The 18756-nt window shown below is 55.9% G+C and carries 13 protein-coding genes and 1 tRNA gene; 9 read left to right on the forward strand and 5 right to left on the reverse strand.

What is annotated here, in order from left to right:
• Window positions 1–86: 86 nt before the first annotated feature.
• The 4 genes from HHL22_RS10605 to HHL22_RS10620 all read right to left on the reverse strand — a co-directional run bounded on the left by HHL22_RS10605 (window position 87) and on the right by HHL22_RS10620 (window position 9448).
• Window positions 87–1511, reverse strand: coding sequence for an FG-GAP repeat domain-containing protein (locus tag HHL22_RS10605; RefSeq protein ID WP_169531125.1), 1425 nt, complete (start codon window positions 1509–1511; stop codon window positions 87–89).
• A gap of 157 nt (window positions 1512–1668) precedes the next feature.
• Window positions 1669–7773 (reverse strand): FG-GAP-like repeat-containing protein, encoded by a 6105-nt coding sequence (locus tag HHL22_RS10610; RefSeq protein ID WP_169531127.1) that lies wholly within the window; start codon window positions 7771–7773, stop codon window positions 1669–1671.
• Between the two features lie 373 nt (window positions 7774–8146).
• Window positions 8147–8458, reverse strand: coding sequence for a YrhB domain-containing protein (locus tag HHL22_RS10615; protein WP_169531129.1), 312 nt, complete (start codon window positions 8456–8458; stop codon window positions 8147–8149).
• Window positions 8459–8608: 150 nt separating this feature from the next.
• Window positions 8609–9448 (reverse strand): hypothetical protein, encoded by an 840-nt coding sequence (locus HHL22_RS10620; RefSeq protein WP_169531131.1) that lies wholly within the window; start codon window positions 9446–9448, stop codon window positions 8609–8611.
• A gap of 415 nt (window positions 9449–9863) precedes the next feature.
• Here HHL22_RS10620 and HHL22_RS10625 point away from each other — a divergent pair, with 415 nt between their 5' ends.
• From HHL22_RS10625 to HHL22_RS10640, 4 genes are all read left to right on the forward strand, one after another.
• Entirely contained in the window at window positions 9864–10580 is a 717-nt protein-coding gene (locus HHL22_RS10625) for a hypothetical protein (protein WP_169531132.1), read from the forward strand.
• An 82-nt stretch (window positions 10581–10662) separates the two neighbouring features.
• On the forward strand, window positions 10663–10884 hold the full coding sequence (locus tag HHL22_RS10630; protein WP_169531134.1) for a hypothetical protein: 222 nt from the start codon (window positions 10663–10665) through the stop codon (window positions 10882–10884).
• The gene (locus tag HHL22_RS10635; protein ID WP_169531135.1) at window positions 10881–11459 is read left to right on the forward strand and encodes a recombinase family protein; all 579 of its coding nucleotides are present in this window, start codon (window positions 10881–10883) and stop codon (window positions 11457–11459) included. Before HHL22_RS10630 ends, HHL22_RS10635 begins: the two co-directional genes overlap by 4 nt.
• A 74-nt stretch (window positions 11460–11533) precedes the next feature.
• Window positions 11534–11887 (forward strand): hypothetical protein, encoded by a 354-nt coding sequence (locus tag HHL22_RS10640; RefSeq protein ID WP_169531137.1) that lies wholly within the window; start codon window positions 11534–11536, stop codon window positions 11885–11887.
• Window positions 11888–11954: 67 nt separating this feature from the next.
• On the opposite strand, the gene HHL22_RS10645 is transcribed toward HHL22_RS10640, so the two are convergent.
• Window positions 11955–12026 (reverse strand) — tRNA-Glu (locus HHL22_RS10645).
• A 268-nt stretch (window positions 12027–12294) separates the two neighbouring features.
• Between HHL22_RS10645 and gap the strand changes: the two genes are divergently transcribed.
• The 5 genes from gap (at window position 12295) to polA (ending at window position 18743) form a co-directional block, all read left to right on the forward strand.
• Window positions 12295–13302: a type I glyceraldehyde-3-phosphate dehydrogenase gene (gap, locus tag HHL22_RS10650; RefSeq protein ID WP_169531138.1), complete on the forward strand. Its 1008-nt coding sequence runs from the start codon at window positions 12295–12297 to the stop codon at window positions 13300–13302.
• Window positions 13303–13484: 182 nt separating this feature from the next.
• Window positions 13485–14360 carry a diacylglycerol/lipid kinase family protein gene (locus HHL22_RS10655; protein ID WP_169531140.1) on the forward strand — a complete coding sequence of 292 codons (876 nt, stop codon included), beginning with the start codon at window positions 13485–13487 and terminating at the stop codon, window positions 14358–14360.
• A gap of 129 nt (window positions 14361–14489) precedes the next feature.
• Window positions 14490–15287: a DUF3050 domain-containing protein gene (locus tag HHL22_RS10660; protein ID WP_169531142.1), complete on the forward strand. Its 798-nt coding sequence runs from the start codon at window positions 14490–14492 to the stop codon at window positions 15285–15287.
• A gap of 11 nt (window positions 15288–15298) precedes the next feature.
• Entirely contained in the window at window positions 15299–15643 is a 345-nt protein-coding gene (locus HHL22_RS10665; protein ID WP_169531144.1) for a translation initiation factor, read from the forward strand.
• Window positions 15644–15857: 214 nt separating this feature from the next.
• Entirely contained in the window at window positions 15858–18743 is a 2886-nt protein-coding gene (polA, locus tag HHL22_RS10670; RefSeq protein ID WP_169531146.1) for a DNA polymerase I, read from the forward strand.
• The last annotated feature ends 13 nt before the right edge of the window (window positions 18744–18756 follow it).

Consider the following 18756-nt stretch of genomic DNA (forward strand, 5'->3'; position numbering starts at 1 on the left):
TTATAAAATAACGCTGCCAGCTGAAGAAAGATGAACCTAAAGGTGAGTTCATATAAGAAGGGAGAATCACGACTGTTAAATAATAATCATTTTATACATACCTGCCTGACAGCTAAGCTGCTTACATATGTGCCCTGCATATCGTAAGTACTTAAGCGAAGTATATATAATCCGGGCAGGAAGCCGGTAGTAGGCAGCTTACCCTGCACAGTCCCTTGCGTAATAGGTAACACAGCGCTGGATAGCCGTTGTCCTGCTGTGTTAAAGAAGGTGGCTTCAAGTCGACTCGTGCGGGTGGGAAGACCCGACATAGTAAGGGTAAAGCCTTCAGTAGCTGCGCAAGGGTTCGGCCAGAGACCTAATTGAGTCTGAGGTGAAATGGGTTGGCTAGCTAAGACGGAGGCCGTAGTATTGAGCAGCACGCTAATGGTGTTGTTATCATTATTGCCTGTTACAATGTCTAGCTTATTATCGCCATTCAGATCAGCTACCGCCACAGTATTCGGGGCGCTTCTGCTGCCCGTACTAAAGGACTTGAAAGGCTGAAACGTCCCGTTGCCGTTGCCTGGAAGTACTTCTGCCGCATCATAGCTGCCGTTGACCGCAAGCAGGTCGGGCTTATTATCGCCGGTAATATCGGCCACCGCTACGTCATAACCATACTGGTTGGGGCCGATAACTTGGGTAGCCATGGTTTGGAAGGTGCCGTTGCCATTACCCAGCATTATCCCAACTGAATTGTTGTTCGCGTTTGCTGTAACAATGTCAGGTTTGCGGTCGCCATTCAGGTCTGCCACGGCTACGTTGTAGGTATGGTCACCTGGACTTGTATTATAAAGGACTACAGGATTGAAAGAACCATACCCGTCATTAAGCAGCACACTAACCGCGCCACCAAACTGGTTACCGGCAATTAAATCCGCTTTCCCATCGCCGTTAACATCGGCCGCAACTATACTGCTGGGGTTACAGCCGGTACCAGCAGCGTAGGGAACCATTAGTTGAAAGCTCCTACCAGTATTTATAAATAGGCCAAGCGTACTGTTATTGTAATTGGCCGTAATAATATCAGGCTTACCGTCATAATTTACGTCCCCCACCGCTACATCGGACGGAGCAGAGTAAGTGCCAGTGCTATAGATTGTTACTGTTTGGAAGGTGCCATCACCGTTGCCTAGTAGCACACCGACCGAGTTACCAAGGTAATTTGCCGAAACAAGGTCTAGCTTACCGTCACTGTTTACATCGCCTGTAGCTACTGCCGCCGGATAACTGCCACCTCCCGTAGAATACCTGATAACTGACTGAAAAGTGCCTGCGCCCATATTAAGCAGAACACCTATTGCATTAGACCCGCCACCCGCCATAATAATATCGGGTTTAGTATCTCCGTTTACGTCTGCAAGATCTATATCATAGGGGATGACATAGGTTCCTGAGGAATAAGCTACAAAAGGCGCAAAACTTTGGCCCAAGGCATTCGAAACTGAGCCGAGCAGCATCAGCGCCATTAGGCCATACTGCCATAAACAACTTTGGCCGCGCTGACTACAGAAAATAAAAAGTCTTACCATAAAAGGATGTCTTTGTATCTAGTAATACGAGAACAGTATTGATTGCCTGGTATCAAGCTCTTGCTATATCATTAAAAGCTGAGGTAGTGCTTATTTAGGGCACATAGAAGCGAGCAGTATAGATTCCTTCCGTTGTCACAAGTCGGGCCAAGTACCAGCCTGTAATCCAGTCTTTTATAGAGGTGCTGCCGGCAGCACTGGTGAGCGGCTGCTGGCTGAGTAGCTGGCCAGCCATGCTATAAATCGCTAGGAAAGCTCCCTTAGGTAGAGCCTGCCCAGTGTACTTATAATGCAGGGTAGTCCCATCTGTTACTGTCGGCAGTGCTAGCAGTTCGGCAGACGCGCTACCTAGACTGGCGGCTCTGGTAGCCAGAGGCGTGGTCTGATTCAGGCGTACACCGATCGTGTTATTGCCTAAATTGAAGCCTCCTTCTGTGGTGAGCAAATCTAAATCCCCATCATTATCAACATCTTGCAGGGCGAGCCAATAAGGCGCTTGACCCACCGGAACTGTGGCTAGCTGGGGAGATTCAGTAAATATGCCGGTATTAGAACCGGAGGCGTTACCACCGTTCAATCTCAGGCTCACCGAATTATCCTTCGTGTTAGTCACGGCAAAGTCTAAGTCTCCGTCTGCGTCCACATCACCGAGCTGCACAACTTGCGGGCCATTCCCAACTGGTAAATCGGCGCCATTGCTGAAGACACCCGTGTTGGAGCCAGTAGCATCACCACCATTGAGCCGTACACTCACGGTATTCGCTGTGTTATTTGCAGTTAATAAGTCGAGGTCTCCATCGCCATCCACGTCACCCATTGTTATTTTGCTAGGAAAGATACCTGCTGCCACCTTACTGCCATTACTAAATACCCCTGTATTAGAACCGGTTGCGTCGCCCCCATTCAAGCGGATTGTTATATTACTGGAGCGATACGAAGTACTGAGAACATCAAGGTCGCCATCGCCGTCTACGTCGCCAACAGTTACGGTTTCGACACTAGCCTCCATTGATGCGCCACTGCCGTTGTAAAACACTCCCGTATTTGAGCCGGAGGCATCACCGCCATTTAAGCGGATTGATATCGAATTGCTACCTGAACAAGCAGCTAACAGGTCGAGGTCACCGTCGCCATCAACATCTGCTAGCACCACGCTGGTCGGGCCCAAACCAACCGTTGCTACTGCCGGGCTGCCAAAAACACCCGTATTGGAGCCCGTATTATCGCCCCCATTCAACAGAACGGATACAGCAAAACTGCCATTGCCACTAGCGGCCACGATATCCAAGTCTCCATCACCATCCACGTCACCCAGTGCCAAATCTGCGGCAGCAACTGATATGCTAGTATCAGCAGTACTATTAAAGGTGCCTACATTGGTACCTGAGTTGTTTTTGCCATTACGATGGATGACTATGCCTGCTGCCCCGGTTAGTAAGTCGAGGTCGCCATCGCCATCTATGTCGCCGGCGACAATGGTAGTCGGCGCGTATCCAGCTTTTAGGGTACTACCCAGGTGAAAGACGCCTCGACCGGAGCCCGCCGTAGCCGTGGTGAACTGGTAGACGCGCTTGCCCGCCGCCACGTCGCCGGCGCTGCGCACACTAGCCGGCACGCTTACGCTCACCACCTCCCCGGAGGCAAAGTCCTGGCTGGCCGCACTACCCTGCGCCGCAAAGCTGACCACGGCCCCGCTCACACTTACCGTACCCGCCCGCCGGCCGCCCCGCTGGGCGGAGTACACCCGCAGATTAGCGGCCGAGCTACTCGTCACCGCTTCGCTAAAGGTCAGCGATAGGGCCGAGTTGGTGCGGGAAGCTGCGCGGGCGTTAGCCGCGGGGCTGGTGCTGGCCACGCGTAGCAGAACCGTAAAGCCCGTGCTAGTACCCGTCCCTGCTGGCCCAGTTACAGTGCTGGTGCCGCTGGCCGCGGCCGCGGCCGGCACGGTGAACACTAGGCTCGTGCCCGTATTGTTGCTGATGCTGGCCGTGGCATCTACCCCGTTCAGGCGCAGGCTGCTTAGGCCCGTCAGGTTACCCCCCTGCACCGTCACCCGCGTGCCCGCTACGCCGCTGCTTGGTGCGAAACTAGCTATGTAGGGGGACGTTACAGTAAAATTAGCTAGCGTTAAATTCGCAGTACTTGTAGTGCCACTAGGTGTGGTTACACTAATTACTCCTGTATTAGCTCCGCTAGGCACGACGATTCCAGTAATTTGAGTACCTTCTTGACCAGTTATGGTGTAGCCACTGGTCGTAGTGTTACTGCTAGTACCTGTAAACGTAATGGTAGTGGCTCCACTGAGGTTAGCTCCATTGATAGTAATACTAGTTCCTGTTGGACCATTTGTGGGAGTAAAGCTGCTGATGATTGGCGCGGGGGGCAGGTTAAACTGTACGGTTGCCGTATTGCTTCCCTGGTTAGCTGTCGCCACATCTAAATCGCCATCGCCATCAATATCTCCTAGCGCCACACAGTAAGGACTCGTGCCTACCGTAACTTCTGAGGTATTGCTCGGAGCTGTAAATACTCCCGTGCTCGTGCCCGATGCATCACTGCCATTGAGCCGCACGCTTACGGTACTGCTTCCTTGGTTAGCGGTTACAAAATCGAGGTCACCGTCACTATCCAGGTCGGCAACGGCTACCCAGTAGGGACTAGTGCCGACAGAAACAGTAGTCCCAGCGTCAAATGCTCCCGTGTTGGATCCAGTAGCATCACCCCCATTCAGCCGAGTGGTAACGGAAGCACTGCCTTTATTAGCAGCGAGCAAGTCAAGGTCGCCATCGGCGTCAATGTCAGCTAGCGCTACACTATACGGATTAGCCCCTACCATCACAGTCTGCCCACTGCTGAAGATGCCGCTAGCAGAGCCTGTTGCATCACCGCCATTCAGCCGTACGCTCAGGGTGCCAGCCCCACTGTTAGCTGCGATAAAGTCCAAGTCACCATCACCATCTACGTCACCTACCACTAGGTGTTGGGGCGATGCTCCAACCACGGAAGTAGTGCCGTTGCTAAATACTCCGGTGGCTGACCCAGTGGCGTCCCCCCCGTTCAAACGCACGCTTACAGTATTATCATAATAATTAGTAGCTAAAAGGTCGAGGTCGCCGTCGCCATCGATATCGCCCAGTGCCACACCCGAAGGGCCGCTACCGACCACTGCGTCTGAGCCATTGCTGAAGACACCAGTGTTAGAACCTGTTGCATCACCACCATTGAGGCGCACGCTTACGGTGCTAGCGCCGCTGTTGGCAACAAGCATGTCGAGGTCACCATCACTATCCACGTCGCCAAGCACGAGGCTAGCGGGATTGGTACCAACAGCCACGTTCTGACCATTGCCAAAACTACCTGCGTTTGAGCCTGTGGCGTTTCCGCCATTTAGCCGCACGCTAACTGTATTATTGCCCCGGTTAGTTATCAATAAGTCGAGGTCGCCATCGCCATCTACGTCACCGAATACTACTGCGGTAGGATTTTGACCAACTGCTGGAATGCTACCCAGGTGAAAGACGCCTCGACCGGAGCCCGCCGTAGCCGTGGTGAACTGGTAGACGCGCTTGCCCGCCGCCACGTCGCCGGCGCTGCGCACACTAGCCGGCACGCTTACGCTCACCACCTCCCCGGAGGCAAAGTCCTGGCTGGCCGCACTACCCTGCGCCGCAAAGCTGACCACGGCCCCGCTCACACTTACCGTACCCGCCCGCCGGCCGCCCCGCTGGGCGGAGTACACCCGCAGATTAGCGGCCGAGCTACTCGTCACCGCTTCGCTAAAGGTCAGCGATAGGGCCGAGTTGGTGCGGGAAGCTGCGCGGGCGTTAGCCGCGGGGCTGGTGCTGGCCACGCGTAGCAGAACCGTAAAGCCCGTGCTAGTACCCGTCCCTGCTGGCCCAGTTACAGTGCTGGTGCCGCTGGCCGCGGCCGCGGCCGGCACGGTGAACACTAGGCTCGTGCCCGTATTGTTGCTGATGCTGGCCGTGGCATCTACCCCGTTCAGGCGCAGGCTGCTTAGGCCCGTCAGGTTACCCCCCTGCACCGTCACCCGCGTGCCCGCTACGCCGCTGCTTGGTGCGAAACTAGCTATGTAGGGGGCAGGAATAACCGTGAAGTTTGCTGCGCTAGTGACAGTGCCACCAGGTGTAGTTATGCTAAGCGGACCAGTACTGGCTCCAGGTGGCACCGCTACGGTAAGTTGAGTACCAGAACTATTTATTGTAAAGTTGTTAGCTAAGATGTTGTTAGTAGTGCCCGTAAACGCTACTATTGTTGCTCCACTTAGATTAGTTCCATTAATAACTACGCTGGTGCCTACCTGACCGCTCGACGGTGTGAAGCTTGTGAGAGTAGGAATTGGGACTACAGTGAAGTTGATCGAACTGGTAACAGTGCCCGTTGGCGTAGTTACACTAACGACGCCCGTACTAGCGCCTCCCGGCACTATCACTCCAGTAAGTTGTGAGCCATTACCGCTCACAGTAAAGCCACTCGTCACAGTAGTTGCTCCTGAACCAGAGAAATTGATTGCGGTAGTACCTTGAAACCCCGTGCCATTAATGGTGATAGTGCTACCAACTGGTCCTGATGCAGGGGTAAAACTAGTAATAGCTGGTAGCGCAGCCTGGTTTAAGCGTACGCTTACCGAGTTGCTGTAATAATTAGCGGTGAGCACATCTAGGTCACCATCCCCGTCCACATCGGCCAGTACCAGATAGCTAGGCCGGCTACCCACTGCCACCTCCGGAATATTAACGGAAGCGGGTGCTACGAATACGCCGGAGGTCGAACCCGTAGCATCGCCCCCATTAAGCCGCACACTCACAGTATTGCTACTCTGATTGGAGGTGAGCATGTCTAAGTCGCCATCTCCGTCAATGTCGCCTAGCGCTATACTAGCCGGGCTATATCCTGCCATTATCGTGGTCCCGTTGCCAAATACTCCAGTATTGGTACCACTAGCATCTCCCCCGTTCAAGCGGACACTTACATTATTAGAATAAGCGTTCGCAGTAACTATATCTAAATCCCTGTCCCCATCCACATCGCCCAAAGCTGCTCCGAGCGGATTATTGCCAACGGCTACCTCTTGAGAACCACTAAAGATGCCGGTACTACTACCGGTAGTACTCCCTCCATTCAGGCGAATACTCACGGTATTATTCTGATTAGGCACTACTAGGTCGAGGTCCCCGTCTCCATCTACGTCCCCTAGTAGCAGGCTTGTTGGGCCATATCCTACCGTTACCTCGGGTGAAATAGCGGGAGCTGCGAACGCCCCAGTATTGGTTCCCCGACTATCGCCACCATTCAGTCGTACACTTACACTATTGCCATAATAGTTGGATGTAAGCAAGTCTAAGTCACCATCACCATCTATATCGCCTGTTACTACTAAGTTGGGCTGATTCCCGACTGATACATTCTGTCCATTACTAAATATACCTGTGTTAGAACCAGCAGCGTTTCCTCCATTCAAGCGAATACTGACGGTATTGCTGTTTTGATTGGTTGCCAGAAGGTCTAAGTCACCATCGCCGTCTATATCAGATACAATAACACTGTAAGGGCTATTCTCAACAGCTACGTTCTGGCTACCGCTAAAAATACCCGTATTTGAACCAGATGCATCACCGCCATTCAAACGCACGCTTACCGTACCGTTACCATAATTCGCAGTAAGCAAGTCCAAGTCGCCATCCCCATCTATATCGCCTGTAGCTACTCCTAGTGGATTATTCCCACCCATCACTTCAATTCCAAGACGAAATCTGCCGCCACCAGTACTACTGGTAGCGGCGGTTAATTGAAACACTTTTGGAATGACTATGTTGCCGCTGCTACTAGCTACATCTTTTGTAATGGTAGCAAAAAGAGTTTCGCCCGGTAAAAATGGATAGTTACTTGGGCTAAAGCTAAGGGTGTTTCCGTTGACAACAGCAGAAGTAGTGGCTGTACGTAATCCACCCCGCTGAGCCGAATAAATGTGGAGTGCACTAGATGATCTTGCCAATAATGATTGGTTAAAAGAGACATCTATTGAGTTAGTGCGCAGTAAAGCTCTAGTGTTAGCTGGGGGGCTAATTGAAGTTACAGCTGGTTGGGCAATAGCAATTCCACATGCATGTATTACCTCAAAAATAACTAATGCACATAAATATAGTATTTTACTATATTTACAAGTGTAGATTTTAGCCATAAAATGCACTTTGTCAGTGAAAATCAATTACAAATGTCGACTTGTATCTTTAATACTGCTTATCGCATTCCTTCTTAACTTAATGAACATATAAAATCCCCCCTTTTTTTAATAAATTAAATACTAAAAATAGTATTTCAGGTTCAGGAAGGTGCACCTTCTTGACGCATCCTTTTTTGTCTTGCCTACCCCCCGCCACACGCTGGAAACGCACTCGCGGCGGACTTTCTGAGCCACTCGCTCGGGAGAGGGCTTTCTGAGCCCCTCAACATCCTGATAGGTAGCCAGCACTACGGTGTGCATAGTACTCATTCTGGTTGGTATGTCCTGTTAACTCATCGTTTTCTCGCCCCCCCTATCGCGGGCTTACTTACTAAGACAGCAAGTCGCCCCGTTGGTATTGAGCATCAAACTCTGCCACGTAGTGCTCTGAGGCATGGGCCGTACCTGTAACATGCACGTGGCCGCGCTTGTCAACTAATATTGGGGCATTGCCAGCGAGGGCGTAGTCAAAGTCCTGCGTCGCGAGGAATTGCTTTGAATTATAGTAAAAGAACCAGCTATAGGGCCGTGTGACTGTCTCTTCCTCAATTAACATGAGTTCGCCGGTAAGGGAGGAAGAATGGTGTCGCACCCATTCCCTTGCTAAGCGAATTGCTTCTTCAACAGTTAATAGGTAAATCATTTATGCAAGAAACGCTCAAATAATAAAAGATTAAAAGCGTTCGAAAAACCCCCTAGCAAAACGCCCCCCCAAACGGCATTTTTGGAGCTGTTGGCGTAGGCGGAAAAGTCATTCGGAAAACAGTGGGATTCGGAATAATGCTGCCCCGGCTTATTCCACCCGTTGCAGCTCGAGCGTGAGGCTGCTTTGATCAATATTGGTGTAGGCGAGCTTGACGAAGCCGACCTGCTCATTATAGTACGCCACCAGCTTGGTAGACCCTAGGGCGCTGGTGGCCTCACTCGCCACGACATAACACGTTAGCGCGCCTAACTTGCTATTTAGTAATAATTTATTCGTCACCTTATACTGGGTTACGTTTTTGTTTTTGCCTTTCCATACCAGCCAGTGCTTGTCGGCCCAGTGGTCGCCAAAGGCCAGCTTCCAACTCCAACTAGCCCCCACATGCAGGGGCTGCTTGACGTAGGGGAAGGGGTCGAGCTCGAGCACGGCAAACAGGCCCGTACGCGGGGGGTGCAACCACAGGTTTTTAGGATTCTCGATCACGCCCGTCATCTCGTTGGTCCACACCCTACCATCCGCTAGGGTGAAGTCGTACTGGATGACGGTTTGGTTGTAATCAGGGAAGATTTGCAGGAAGGGCATCAGGCCCGGCACAACGGAGAGCGTCAGTTGCGAAACCGCTTTATCAGTACCCTGCGTGGCGGGTACCAATTGCCAGGCTACCCCATTTTTACTAACAGTATCAGCTTTAGCCAACTGCAGCCGACAACCGGTGGGATCGCGGTAGTCGTAGGAGAAGGTAAAGCGTTTGCCGACGGTATAGATGCGGTTGTCCTGGTTGTAGCGGTTCTGGTCCTTGTTCAAAGAATCGAACTTTTCCACCGTGATGGCCATATCGTCCAGCGTGTACTGCGGGGCGGCGTGCTGGGCCTGGACCGTCAAGCTGCTAAGGCACAAGAGGAAGGTGAGGAGTTTACTAAGCGTCATCGGGTGGGCAGCAGGGTAGCTGACCATCAGCTTAGCCTCTGGCTAGCGTGAAGGTAGGATCGCGGAACTAGCAGGACGCGAAGTAGGTGCTTGTCGGGAGTTGCCCCACTCACCGGTCGTTAGGCGGGAACGTAGCGTAGCCGCACTTTCACCTGCGCAGCATCATTCAACTAGGTGGGAAAGCTATCTCGCTAAGCTTCCCCAGCCTGGCTGAACAGCTCCTTTATAAAGGATCAGCCCGCCAAAATAGGCTCGTATTTTGGAGGGCTTTTACGAGTGCCTTAGCGGCCCGGAAACGCACTGTTTTCGGGCCGTTTTTTTATGCCTTTTTTTGGAGCCCTCAAGCCCTCTAAAATACACTCGTATTTTAGAGGGCTAACGTAGCTTTACCAGCATACCCAATCTCTGCCAGCTGATGAATTTCTATCTCTATGTGATTCTGCCTCTCTTAACAGTCATCCAGGTAGTAAGCAACGTTTGGGTTAATAAAGCGCAGAAAAGTCGCTTAGAAGCATTAAACTCTAATTTGACAAGCCTACGTGAATATGAAAAAGACTTACGGAGTCAGTTGACTGATGTGCGGGCTCAATTGGCAGATCAAAAAAGCATGATGGAAATGTTCACGCAAGGTGTACCACTCCTAAAAACTACTTACGAAGCAGTATCAGACAACCAAACTAAGTTGTTGAGCCAAGCAGAGCAGGCATTGGAAAAAGCAAACCGAGAAATAGAAGAGCGGGAGAAACAGCGCTTAGCTAGTGTAGATAATGTGCCGATGGACCAAAAAATGTCAAATTTATTCAAAACATTATTTGAGGATATGGCTAATTTGAATAAGGCCGCTGCAGCAACGAATTCGATAATGCAATTCTATCGAGGAACAACTTTATTACCTGCTTGGGTTATGCTTGATATCCTAGGTTATCTTAAGTCTACAGGTTTACCTCCCGAACCGCTAGATGATAATCAAGTAACTCCACTCATTGATTTTATTGTTGCAAAATATCCTGAATATAGATTCACTCATGAAGCTGATATTGAAGTATTTAAAAGCACAATAAAGTATTTTTTACATACAAACCGCATCCTTACAGATGTTGCGGAAAGAGGTTTAGAATTCTTTGGCAGGTAAAACGCACTGTTTTTAGGCCATTTTTTTGAATCCCTTTTTTGGGGGCTAAACGTAGGTTTAGGGGACACTAAAAAAACACGTCATGAATTCTCCCGAAATAGATGGCACCTATCTTGCCCTATTTGGCGGCAAAGCAATCGAAGCTGCACAGCATTATTACGACGCAGCAAAGACCAAGAATCCTGAGCATTTTGGTGACATCGCTCACTTTTATAACTCAGAAGGCCAAGCAATATGCTTTGCCTCGACACCAGAAGGGGTTGCTGCGCTAAAAGAATTTCTTCGTAGTAGAAATGCCAAGTGAAGGTTGCCATCTACGCTCGCGTCTCAACCAAGGACAAGGGGCAGGACACCGAAAACCAACTGTACCAGCTGCGGGCTTTCGCCGAGCAGCACGGCCCCATCCACCAGGTGTACACCGACCAGGAGTCGGGCGGCAAGGCCGAGCGCAGCGAGTTCAAGCGGCTGCTACTCGAGGCCTACCAGAAGAAATTCGACCTGGTCGTATTCTGGCGTCTAGACCGCTTCAGCCGCGAGGGCGCCCTGGCCACGCTCCGATACCTGAAGGAGCTGAAGGACCACGGGGTAGATTACAAGTCCTTCACCGAGCCCTACCTCAATAGCCTAGGGCCTTTCGGCGACGTCATCGTCTCGATGCTGGCCACCATCGCGGCCCAGGACCTGATTAAGATATCGGAGAATACGAAGGCGGCCCTGGCCAAGAAGAAGGCCGCCGGCGTGACCCTAGGGGCGCCCACTAAGTCGGCCGACGTCGTCGACCAGGTGCGCCGGCTCAAAGCCGGCGGCGCCAGTAACCAGGCCATCGCCCGCGCGCTGCAGATATCGCCTAGCACCGTGGCCAAGTACCTGGTGCCGTAGCTGTCCTTTTGAGAGGGAAGGAGCTGGTGAAGATTTGAAGCCGATTCATTTCATCAACCCTCACTTCTATATTTATGAGAGGACTACTTCTGGCCGCGGCCGGCCTACTGCTGGCCACCGCGGCGGTGCAGGCCCAGCCGGCGCAGCTGGCCGCTACCAAGCCCGACGTGCACCAGCACGCGGCCACGTCGCTGTTCTACCGCTCCGACGCCGAAGCGCGCATGGAGCCCATCGTGACGCGCCCGCTCATGCCGGCCGTGTGCAAGCTGCCGGCGTACCCCAGCAGCCTAGGCTACGCGGCCTCGAAGCGCGCCTACCGACCGCACATCGAGTACATCGAGCGCACTTACGTGGTGGTAGAGGACTCGATACCGGAGGGGCCCGCGCAGGCGGTTTCCAGCCCGCCTCCTCGAAGCCGAAAGAAGTAAACTGACAGGAAAACTGCCAGGAACAGTAATAAAAAAGGCCTTCCTGATAGCAGGAAGGCCTTTTTAGTAGTCCGTAGGGGAATCGAACCCCTGTTGGTAGAATGAAAATCTACTGTCCTAACCCCTAGACGAACGGACCATTTTTCGTTTTTCGTGGGGCAAAGATACGGCGAGCAGTTTTTTTTACAAGGGTAGACAAGCAAAAAAGGCAAACAAAAGGGGCAGGAAGTTGATTTTCAAGGTAAAAATTACCGGCTCCGGGGCGGGCGGGCTGCCGGAAGCCAGGAAATAGCATCTGGCCGTCGGCGCAACCACCCGCCCGAAAAGCCGCCCTAGCCCGTACCTTCGCCCGCGTAATTCATTGGGCCACCGCGGTGACCCGCCCAACTTCCATCTCCCCCCTTATCATGGCAAAAATTAAAGTCGCCATTAATGGATTTGGCCGCATCGGCCGCCTCACGTTTCGGGCCCTGCTGGGGCGCGACAACGTGGAAGTCGTGGCCATCAACGACCTGACCGACAACAAAACTCTGGCCCACCTGCTAAAATATGACTCGGTGCACGGCCGCTTCGATGGCACCGTGAGCTACGACGACCACAGCCTGACCGTGAACGGCCAGCGCATTGAGGCCCTGGCCGAGCGCGACCCCAAGCTGCTGCCCTGGGGCAAGATGGGCATCGACGTGGTGCTCGAAAGCACCGGCCGCTTCGTGGACGAGGCCGGCGCAGGCCAACACCTCACGGCCGGCGCCAAGAAAGTGGTGATTTCGGCCCCCGCCACCGGCAACATCCCCACGGTGGTGCTCGGCGTGAACGAGGACACCCTGACCGGCGACGAGACTATCATCTCGAACGCTAGCTGCACCACCAACTGCCTGGCCCCCATGGCCAAAGTGCTCGACGATGCTTTTGGCATTGAGAAGGGCTACATCACCACGGTGCACGCCTACACCTCGGACCAGAACCTGCAGGACGCGCCCCACAAGGACCTGCGCCGCGCCCGCGCCGCCGCCCTGAGCATCATCCCCACCAGCACCGGCGCCGCCAAGGCCGTGGGCCTGGTGCTACCCCAGCTCAAGGGCAAGCTCGACGGCATTGCCATGCGCGTGCCCGTGCCGGACGGCTCGACCACCGACCTGACGGTAATTCTGAAGAAGGAAGTGTCGAAAGACGAAATCAACGCCGCCATTAAGGCTGCTGCCGAGGGCCCGCTGAAAGGCATCCTGGAGTTTAGCACCGACCCGCTGGTAAGCATTGACATCGTGGGCAACCCCCACTCGTGCATCTTCGACTCGCAGCTGACTTCCAGCAACGGCACGCTGGCCAAAGTAGTGGGCTGGTACGACAACGAGTTTGGCTACTCGACCCGCACCGCCGACCTCATCCAGAAGCTGGGCGAGAAAATGGCTGGCTAGGATATTAGTGACTAACTACTAGTGACTAGTGACTAGTGACGAATGTCGTTCTGGTGGGCCCTGGGGCTTGCCGGAGCGACATTTGTTCTTTTAAAAAGGACGGCTATGCGGTTGCTACTAGCCGTTTCCAACTTACTGTTTGCTCATTAGTCACTAGTAGTTAGTCACTAGTCACTACCCCTATGGCGCATACTTGCTTTATTTATAACCCCACGGCGGGCACGGGCCGGCGCAACGACTTTGCGGCTTTGCTGCACCAGCAGCTGGGCACGCCGGCCCAGGGCGACTACGTGCTGCGCCCCACCAACGGGCCGGGCCACGCGACCGAGCTGGCGCGGGCGGCGGCGGCGGCGGGCTGCCGCGTGGTGGTGGCCGTGGGCGGCGACGGCACTGTGAACGAGGTGGGCCAGGGCCTGCTGCACCAGCCGGCCACCGCCCTGGGCATCGTGCCCCGCGGCTCGGGCAATGGGCTGGCCCGGCACCTGCGCGTGCCCCTCAACCTGAAGGCGGCGCTGCGGCGGCTGCGACACCCCAGCTTCAGCCGCATCGACGTGGGGACTATCAACGGGCGGCCTTTTTTCTGCACGGCGGGCCTAGGGTTTGATGCGCGGGTGAGCGAGGTATTTGCCCAGGCCGGCACCCGGGGCCTGGGTACCTACCTGCGCGTGACGGTGCGCGAGTACCAGACCTTTGAGCCGGTGCCCATGCTGGTGCTGGCCGAGCAAGAGTTGCTGGCCACGCCCGGCTACGTGCTGGCTTTCGCCAACGCCTCGCAGTACGGCAACAACGCCTACATCGCGCCCCAGGCCGACCTGCGCGACGGCCTGCTCGACATGTGCCTGATGAACGCGCTGCCACCCTGGCGAGCTGCCCGGGTGGTGCTGGGCATGGCCCTGGGTACGCTGCCGCGCACCGGCGGCGCCGCCTACCGCCACGTGCGCCACGCCAGCGTGCGCACCGCCGCCCCCGTAGGCTGCCACGCCGACGGCGACTACCTGGGCCACGCCACCGAGTTTGAGGTAGCCCTGCTGCCGCTGGCCCTAGAAGTGGCCATATAGGCAACTGGGGCAGGCCTAGGGCAATCCGGCCGGGCCGAAGCCTCGTAAGCTACTCCGGCTTTTTTGAACTGCCCGGAAGCGAATCCGCCCGCTTGGTGGTTATCAGCCAGCCTAGGCCTCTCTTTCTTTATGAACCCCGACAACGTGAATCCCGATTTTAGCGCGGCGCTGCAAGCCGAGCTGCAGCCGGCCCGCCAGCGTATGGTGAGCCACCCCATGTATGGCCGCATTCAGACGCTGGCCGATTTGCGCACCTTTATGGAATACCACGTCTTCGCGGTGTGGGATTTTATGTCGCTGCTCAAGGCCCTGCAGCGCGACCTCACCTGCACCACCCTGCCGTGGGTGCCGGTGGGCAGCCCCGCCACCCGCCGCCTCATCAACGAGATTGTGCTGGAAGAGGAAACCGACGTGGACCCCGAGGGCCAGGCCACCAGCCACTTCGAGCTGTACCTGCGCGCCATGCGCGAGGCCGGCGCCGACCCCGCCCCCGCCGAGCGCCTGCTGGCGGCCCTGGCCGAAGGAGCTAGCGTGCCCGCCGCCCTGGCTGCCGCCGAGGCGCCCGTGGCCGTGCAAGAGTTTGTGAAGCACACGTTCAGCGTCGTTGCCAGTGGGCAGCCGCACCTGGTGGCCGCCGCCTTCACCTTTGGGCGCGAGGATGTGATACCCGACATGTTTCGCAACCTAGTAGCCGACCTGGGCGCGCGCTTCCCCGACCAGCTAAGTACGTTCATCTACTACCTCAACCGCCACATTGAGCTGGACGAGGACAACCACGCGCCGCTGGCCCAGCAGATGGTGCGCGACCTCTGCGGCAGCGACTCCGCCCGCTGGCAGCAGGCTACCGAAGTAGCCGCCCAGGGCATGGCCGCCCGCGTGGCCCTCTGGGACGGTATTGCCGCCGCCCTAGCCCCCCAACTCGTGTAAACCCTGCCCCAATGAAAAATGCCGCCGGCCGCCAGGGCGTGGTGTATTCCACCAACCCCGATTTTAGCTACCAAACCAACGACGCCGCTGAGGCTACCACGCTGCCGCCCCAGCAGCAGCAGCAGCTGCGCGTGCAGCTCGACAAGAAGCAGCGCGGCGGCAAGCAAGTCACGCTCGTCACCGGCTTCGTGGGCCGCGACGAGGACTTGCAAACCCTCGGCAAGCTGCTCAAAACCAAGTGCGGCGTGGGCGGCAGCGCCAAAGACGGCGAGATAGTGGTGCAGGGTGACTTCCGCGCCAAGGTGCTGGAAGTGCTACTGAAGGAGGGCTACAAGGCCAAGCAAATTGGGGGGTAGGAGGTAAGAAATACAGAAAGAACGTCATGCTCATCTAGCGTCCGCTTGTCGAAGCATCTCTGCCGCGCAATTAGTGTTCGGTAGAGATGCTTCGACAGGCGGACGCTAGATGAGCATGACGCACTAAACTATAACCTAAAAAGCCGGACGGAAACTCCCGGCTTTTTTGTTGTGGTTGTACCCCTAGGGCCGCTAGCCCGTACTTTGCCTTACCATGTCTGAACCCACTGCTGCCCCCGCCAAGAAGCTCTTTCTGCTCGACGCCTTTGCCCTGATTTACCGCTCGCACTTTGCCTTCGCCAAGAACCCTAGGGTGAACTCGAAGGGCATGAACACGGGGGCGGTGCTGGGCTTCACGAACACGCTGGTAGAGGTGCTGCAAAAGGAGCAACCTACCCACATCGGCGTGTGCTTCGACGCGGGCAAGACGTTTCGGCATGAGAAGGACGAAAACTACAAGGCCAACCGCCAGGCCATGCCCGAGGACATTGGCATTGCCATCCCGTACATCAAGCAGATACTCGAGGGCTTTCACATCCCGATTTTGCTGATGAAGGGCTACGAGGCCGACGACGTGATTGGCACGCTGGCGCAGCAGGCCGAGCGCGAAGGATTCGAGGTGTTTATGATGACGCCCGACAAGGACTACTGCCAACTGGTGACCGAGCACATCAAGATTTATCGGCCGGCCTTTATGGGCAACGCGGCCGAGGTGCTCGACGTGGCGCACGTGCTGGCGCGCTTCGAGGTAGAGCGGGTGGAGCAGGTAGTGGACATATTGGGCTTGCAGGGCGACGCGAGCGATAACATTCCGGGTATTCCGGGCATCGGCGAGAAGACGGCCAAGACGCTGATTCAGCGGTTTGGCTCGGTAGAGAACCTGATTGCCAACTCCGACCAACTCAAGGGCAAGCAGCAGGAAAACGTGCGCAACTTCGCCGAGCAGGGGCTGCTAAGCAAGGAGCTGGCCACGATTCACGTGAACGTGCCCATCGAGTTTGAGCCCGACAAGCTGGTGATGGAAGCGCCCGATGCCAACCGGCTGCGGGCGCTGTTCGAGGAGCTGGAGTTTCGGCAGCTGTCGGCGCGCATCCTAGGGGGCGAGGTGGCGGGCAGCCGCCCGGCGGCGCCGGCCGGCCCGGTGGGGCGCGGCGCGCGGCGGCCCAAAGTAGTAGCGCCGGCGGGCCAGGGCTCGCTGTTTGGCGAAGGCAGCGCAGCAGTGGTTATTGCGGCCGAGAACGGCGAGTTTGCGCCCGGCGAGGCGCACCAGGAGTACCATGGCAGCACCAAAACGCTGGCCGACGTGCCCCACAACTACCACCTGGTGGACACGCCCGCGCTGCGCAAGTCGCTCCTAGGGTTCCTGCTGCAGCAAAAGGAGGTGAGCTTCGACACCGAAACCACCGGGCTGAACACGATGACGGCGCGGCTGGTGGGCCTCAGCTTCAGCTGGCACGTGGGCGAGGCGTACTACGTGCCCGTGCCGCAGGACGAAACGGCGCAGGCGCTGGTGGAGGAGTTTTGCCCGTTTTTTGAGAGCAACATCGTGAAAATCGGGCAAAATATCAAATATGACCTGCTGATTCTCAAGAACTACCAGGTGCGGGTGAACGGGCCGTTCTTCGACACCATGCTGGCGCACTACCTGATTGAACCGGACATGCGCCACAACATGGACGTGCTGGCCGAAACCTACCTGCACTACACGCCGGTGCCCATCACCGACCTCATCGGGCCCAAGGGCAAAAACCAGAAAACCATGGCCGACCTGCCGCCCAATGAGGTGAGCGACTACGCCTGCGAAGACGCCGATGTGACCCTACAGCTGCGCCACGTCTTCGAGCCCATGCTAAAAAGCCTAGGGCTGCTGGAGCTGCTCAACGAGGTAGAGAACCCGCTGGTGCCGGTGCTGGCCGACGTGGAGTTTGCTGGCGTGCGCATCGACTCGGAAGCGATGGGCGAGTACTCGGCCGAGTTACAAGGCTACGTACAGGACCTGGAAACGCAGATTTTTAAGGAAGCCGGTGAGGAGTTCAACATCGGCTCGCCCAAACAGCTCGGCGAGGTATTATTTGACAAGATGCAGGTGGGCCGCGGCACCATCAAGAAAACCAAAACCGGGCAGTACGCCACCGGCGAGGAGGTGCTGAGCCAGCTGGCCGGCGACTACCCCATCGCGGGCCTCATCCTGGAGTACCGCCAGCTCAGCAAGCTGCGCTCGACCTACGTGGAGGCTCTGCCGCAGCTTGTGTGCCAGGACGGGCGCGTGCACACCAGCTTCAACCAGGCCGTGACGGCCACCGGGCGCCTGAGCAGCACTAACCCCAACCTGCAAAACATCCCTATCCGCACCGAAAAAGGCCGCGAAATCCGCAAGGCCTTCGTGCCGCGCGACGACAACCACCTGCTGCTGGCCGCCGACTACTCGCAGGTGGAGCTGCGCATTATGGCTGACTTCTCGGGCGACGCCACCATGATTGAGGCCTTCCGCCTAGGGCAGGACGTGCACCGCAGCACCGCCAGCAAGGTCTTCCACGTGCCGCTGGAGGAGGTAGACGGCGAGATGCGCCGCAAGGCCAAGACCGTGAACTTCGGCATCATCTACGGCATCTCGGCGTTTGGCCTGGCTCAGCGCATTGGCATCAGCCGCAAGGAAGCCACCGACATTATCGAGACGTATTTCCAGGAGTTTCCGAGCGTCAAGCAGTTCATGGACGACAGCATCAACCGCGCCCGCGAGCTGGAATACGCCGAAACCCTGCTCAAGCGCCGCCGCTACCTGCGCGACATCAACTCGCGCAACGCCACGCTGCGCGGCTACACCGAGCGCAACGCCATCAACGCCCCCATCCAGGGCACCGCGGCCGACATCATCAAGAAGGCCATGATAAACATCCACGACTGGCTGGAAAAAGAGCGCCTCGGCACCAAGATGATACTGCAAGTGCACGACGAACTCGTGTTCGATGCCGTGAAGGAGGAAGTGGACTACGTAACGCCCAAAATCAAGGAACTGATGACCCAGGCCCTGCTGCTGCCCCACGGCGTGCCGCTGGAGGTGGAAGTAGGCACTGGCAGCAACTGGCTGAAGGCGCACTAGCGAGCGTGTGGAA

Origin of the sequence: Hymenobacter polaris, assembly GCF_012927305.1 — a bacterium.
Taxonomy (GTDB): Bacteria; Bacteroidota; Bacteroidia; order Cytophagales; family Hymenobacteraceae; genus Hymenobacter; species Hymenobacter polaris.

Coding starts and splice junctions, on each gene's coding strand:
- HHL22_RS10655 (WP_169531140.1), top strand. CDS start 13,485: ATGGCGCATACTTGCTTTATTTATAACCCCACGGCGGGCACGGGCCGG.
- HHL22_RS10660 (WP_169531142.1), top strand. CDS start 14,490: ATGAACCCCGACAACGTGAATCCCGATTTTAGCGCGGCGCTGCAAGCC.
- HHL22_RS10620 (WP_169531131.1), bottom strand. CDS start 9,448: ATGACGCTTAGTAAACTCCTCACCTTCCTCTTGTGCCTTAGCAGCTTG.
- HHL22_RS10605 (WP_169531125.1), bottom strand. CDS start 1,511: ATGGCGCTGATGCTGCTCGGCTCAGTTTCGAATGCCTTGGGCCAAAGT.
- gap (WP_169531138.1), top strand. CDS start 12,295: ATGGCAAAAATTAAAGTCGCCATTAATGGATTTGGCCGCATCGGCCGC.
- HHL22_RS10615 (WP_169531129.1), bottom strand. CDS start 8,458: ATGATTTACCTATTAACTGTTGAAGAAGCAATTCGCTTAGCAAGGGAA.
- HHL22_RS10610 (WP_169531127.1), bottom strand. CDS start 7,773: ATGGCTAAAATCTACACTTGTAAATATAGTAAAATACTATATTTATGT.
- polA (WP_169531146.1), top strand. CDS start 15,858: ATGTCTGAACCCACTGCTGCCCCCGCCAAGAAGCTCTTTCTGCTCGAC.
- HHL22_RS10630 (WP_169531134.1), top strand. CDS start 10,663: ATGAATTCTCCCGAAATAGATGGCACCTATCTTGCCCTATTTGGCGGC.
- HHL22_RS10640 (WP_169531137.1), top strand. CDS start 11,534: ATGAGAGGACTACTTCTGGCCGCGGCCGGCCTACTGCTGGCCACCGCG.
- HHL22_RS10625 (WP_169531132.1), top strand. CDS start 9,864: ATGAATTTCTATCTCTATGTGATTCTGCCTCTCTTAACAGTCATCCAG.
- HHL22_RS10665 (WP_169531144.1), top strand. CDS start 15,299: ATGAAAAATGCCGCCGGCCGCCAGGGCGTGGTGTATTCCACCAACCCC.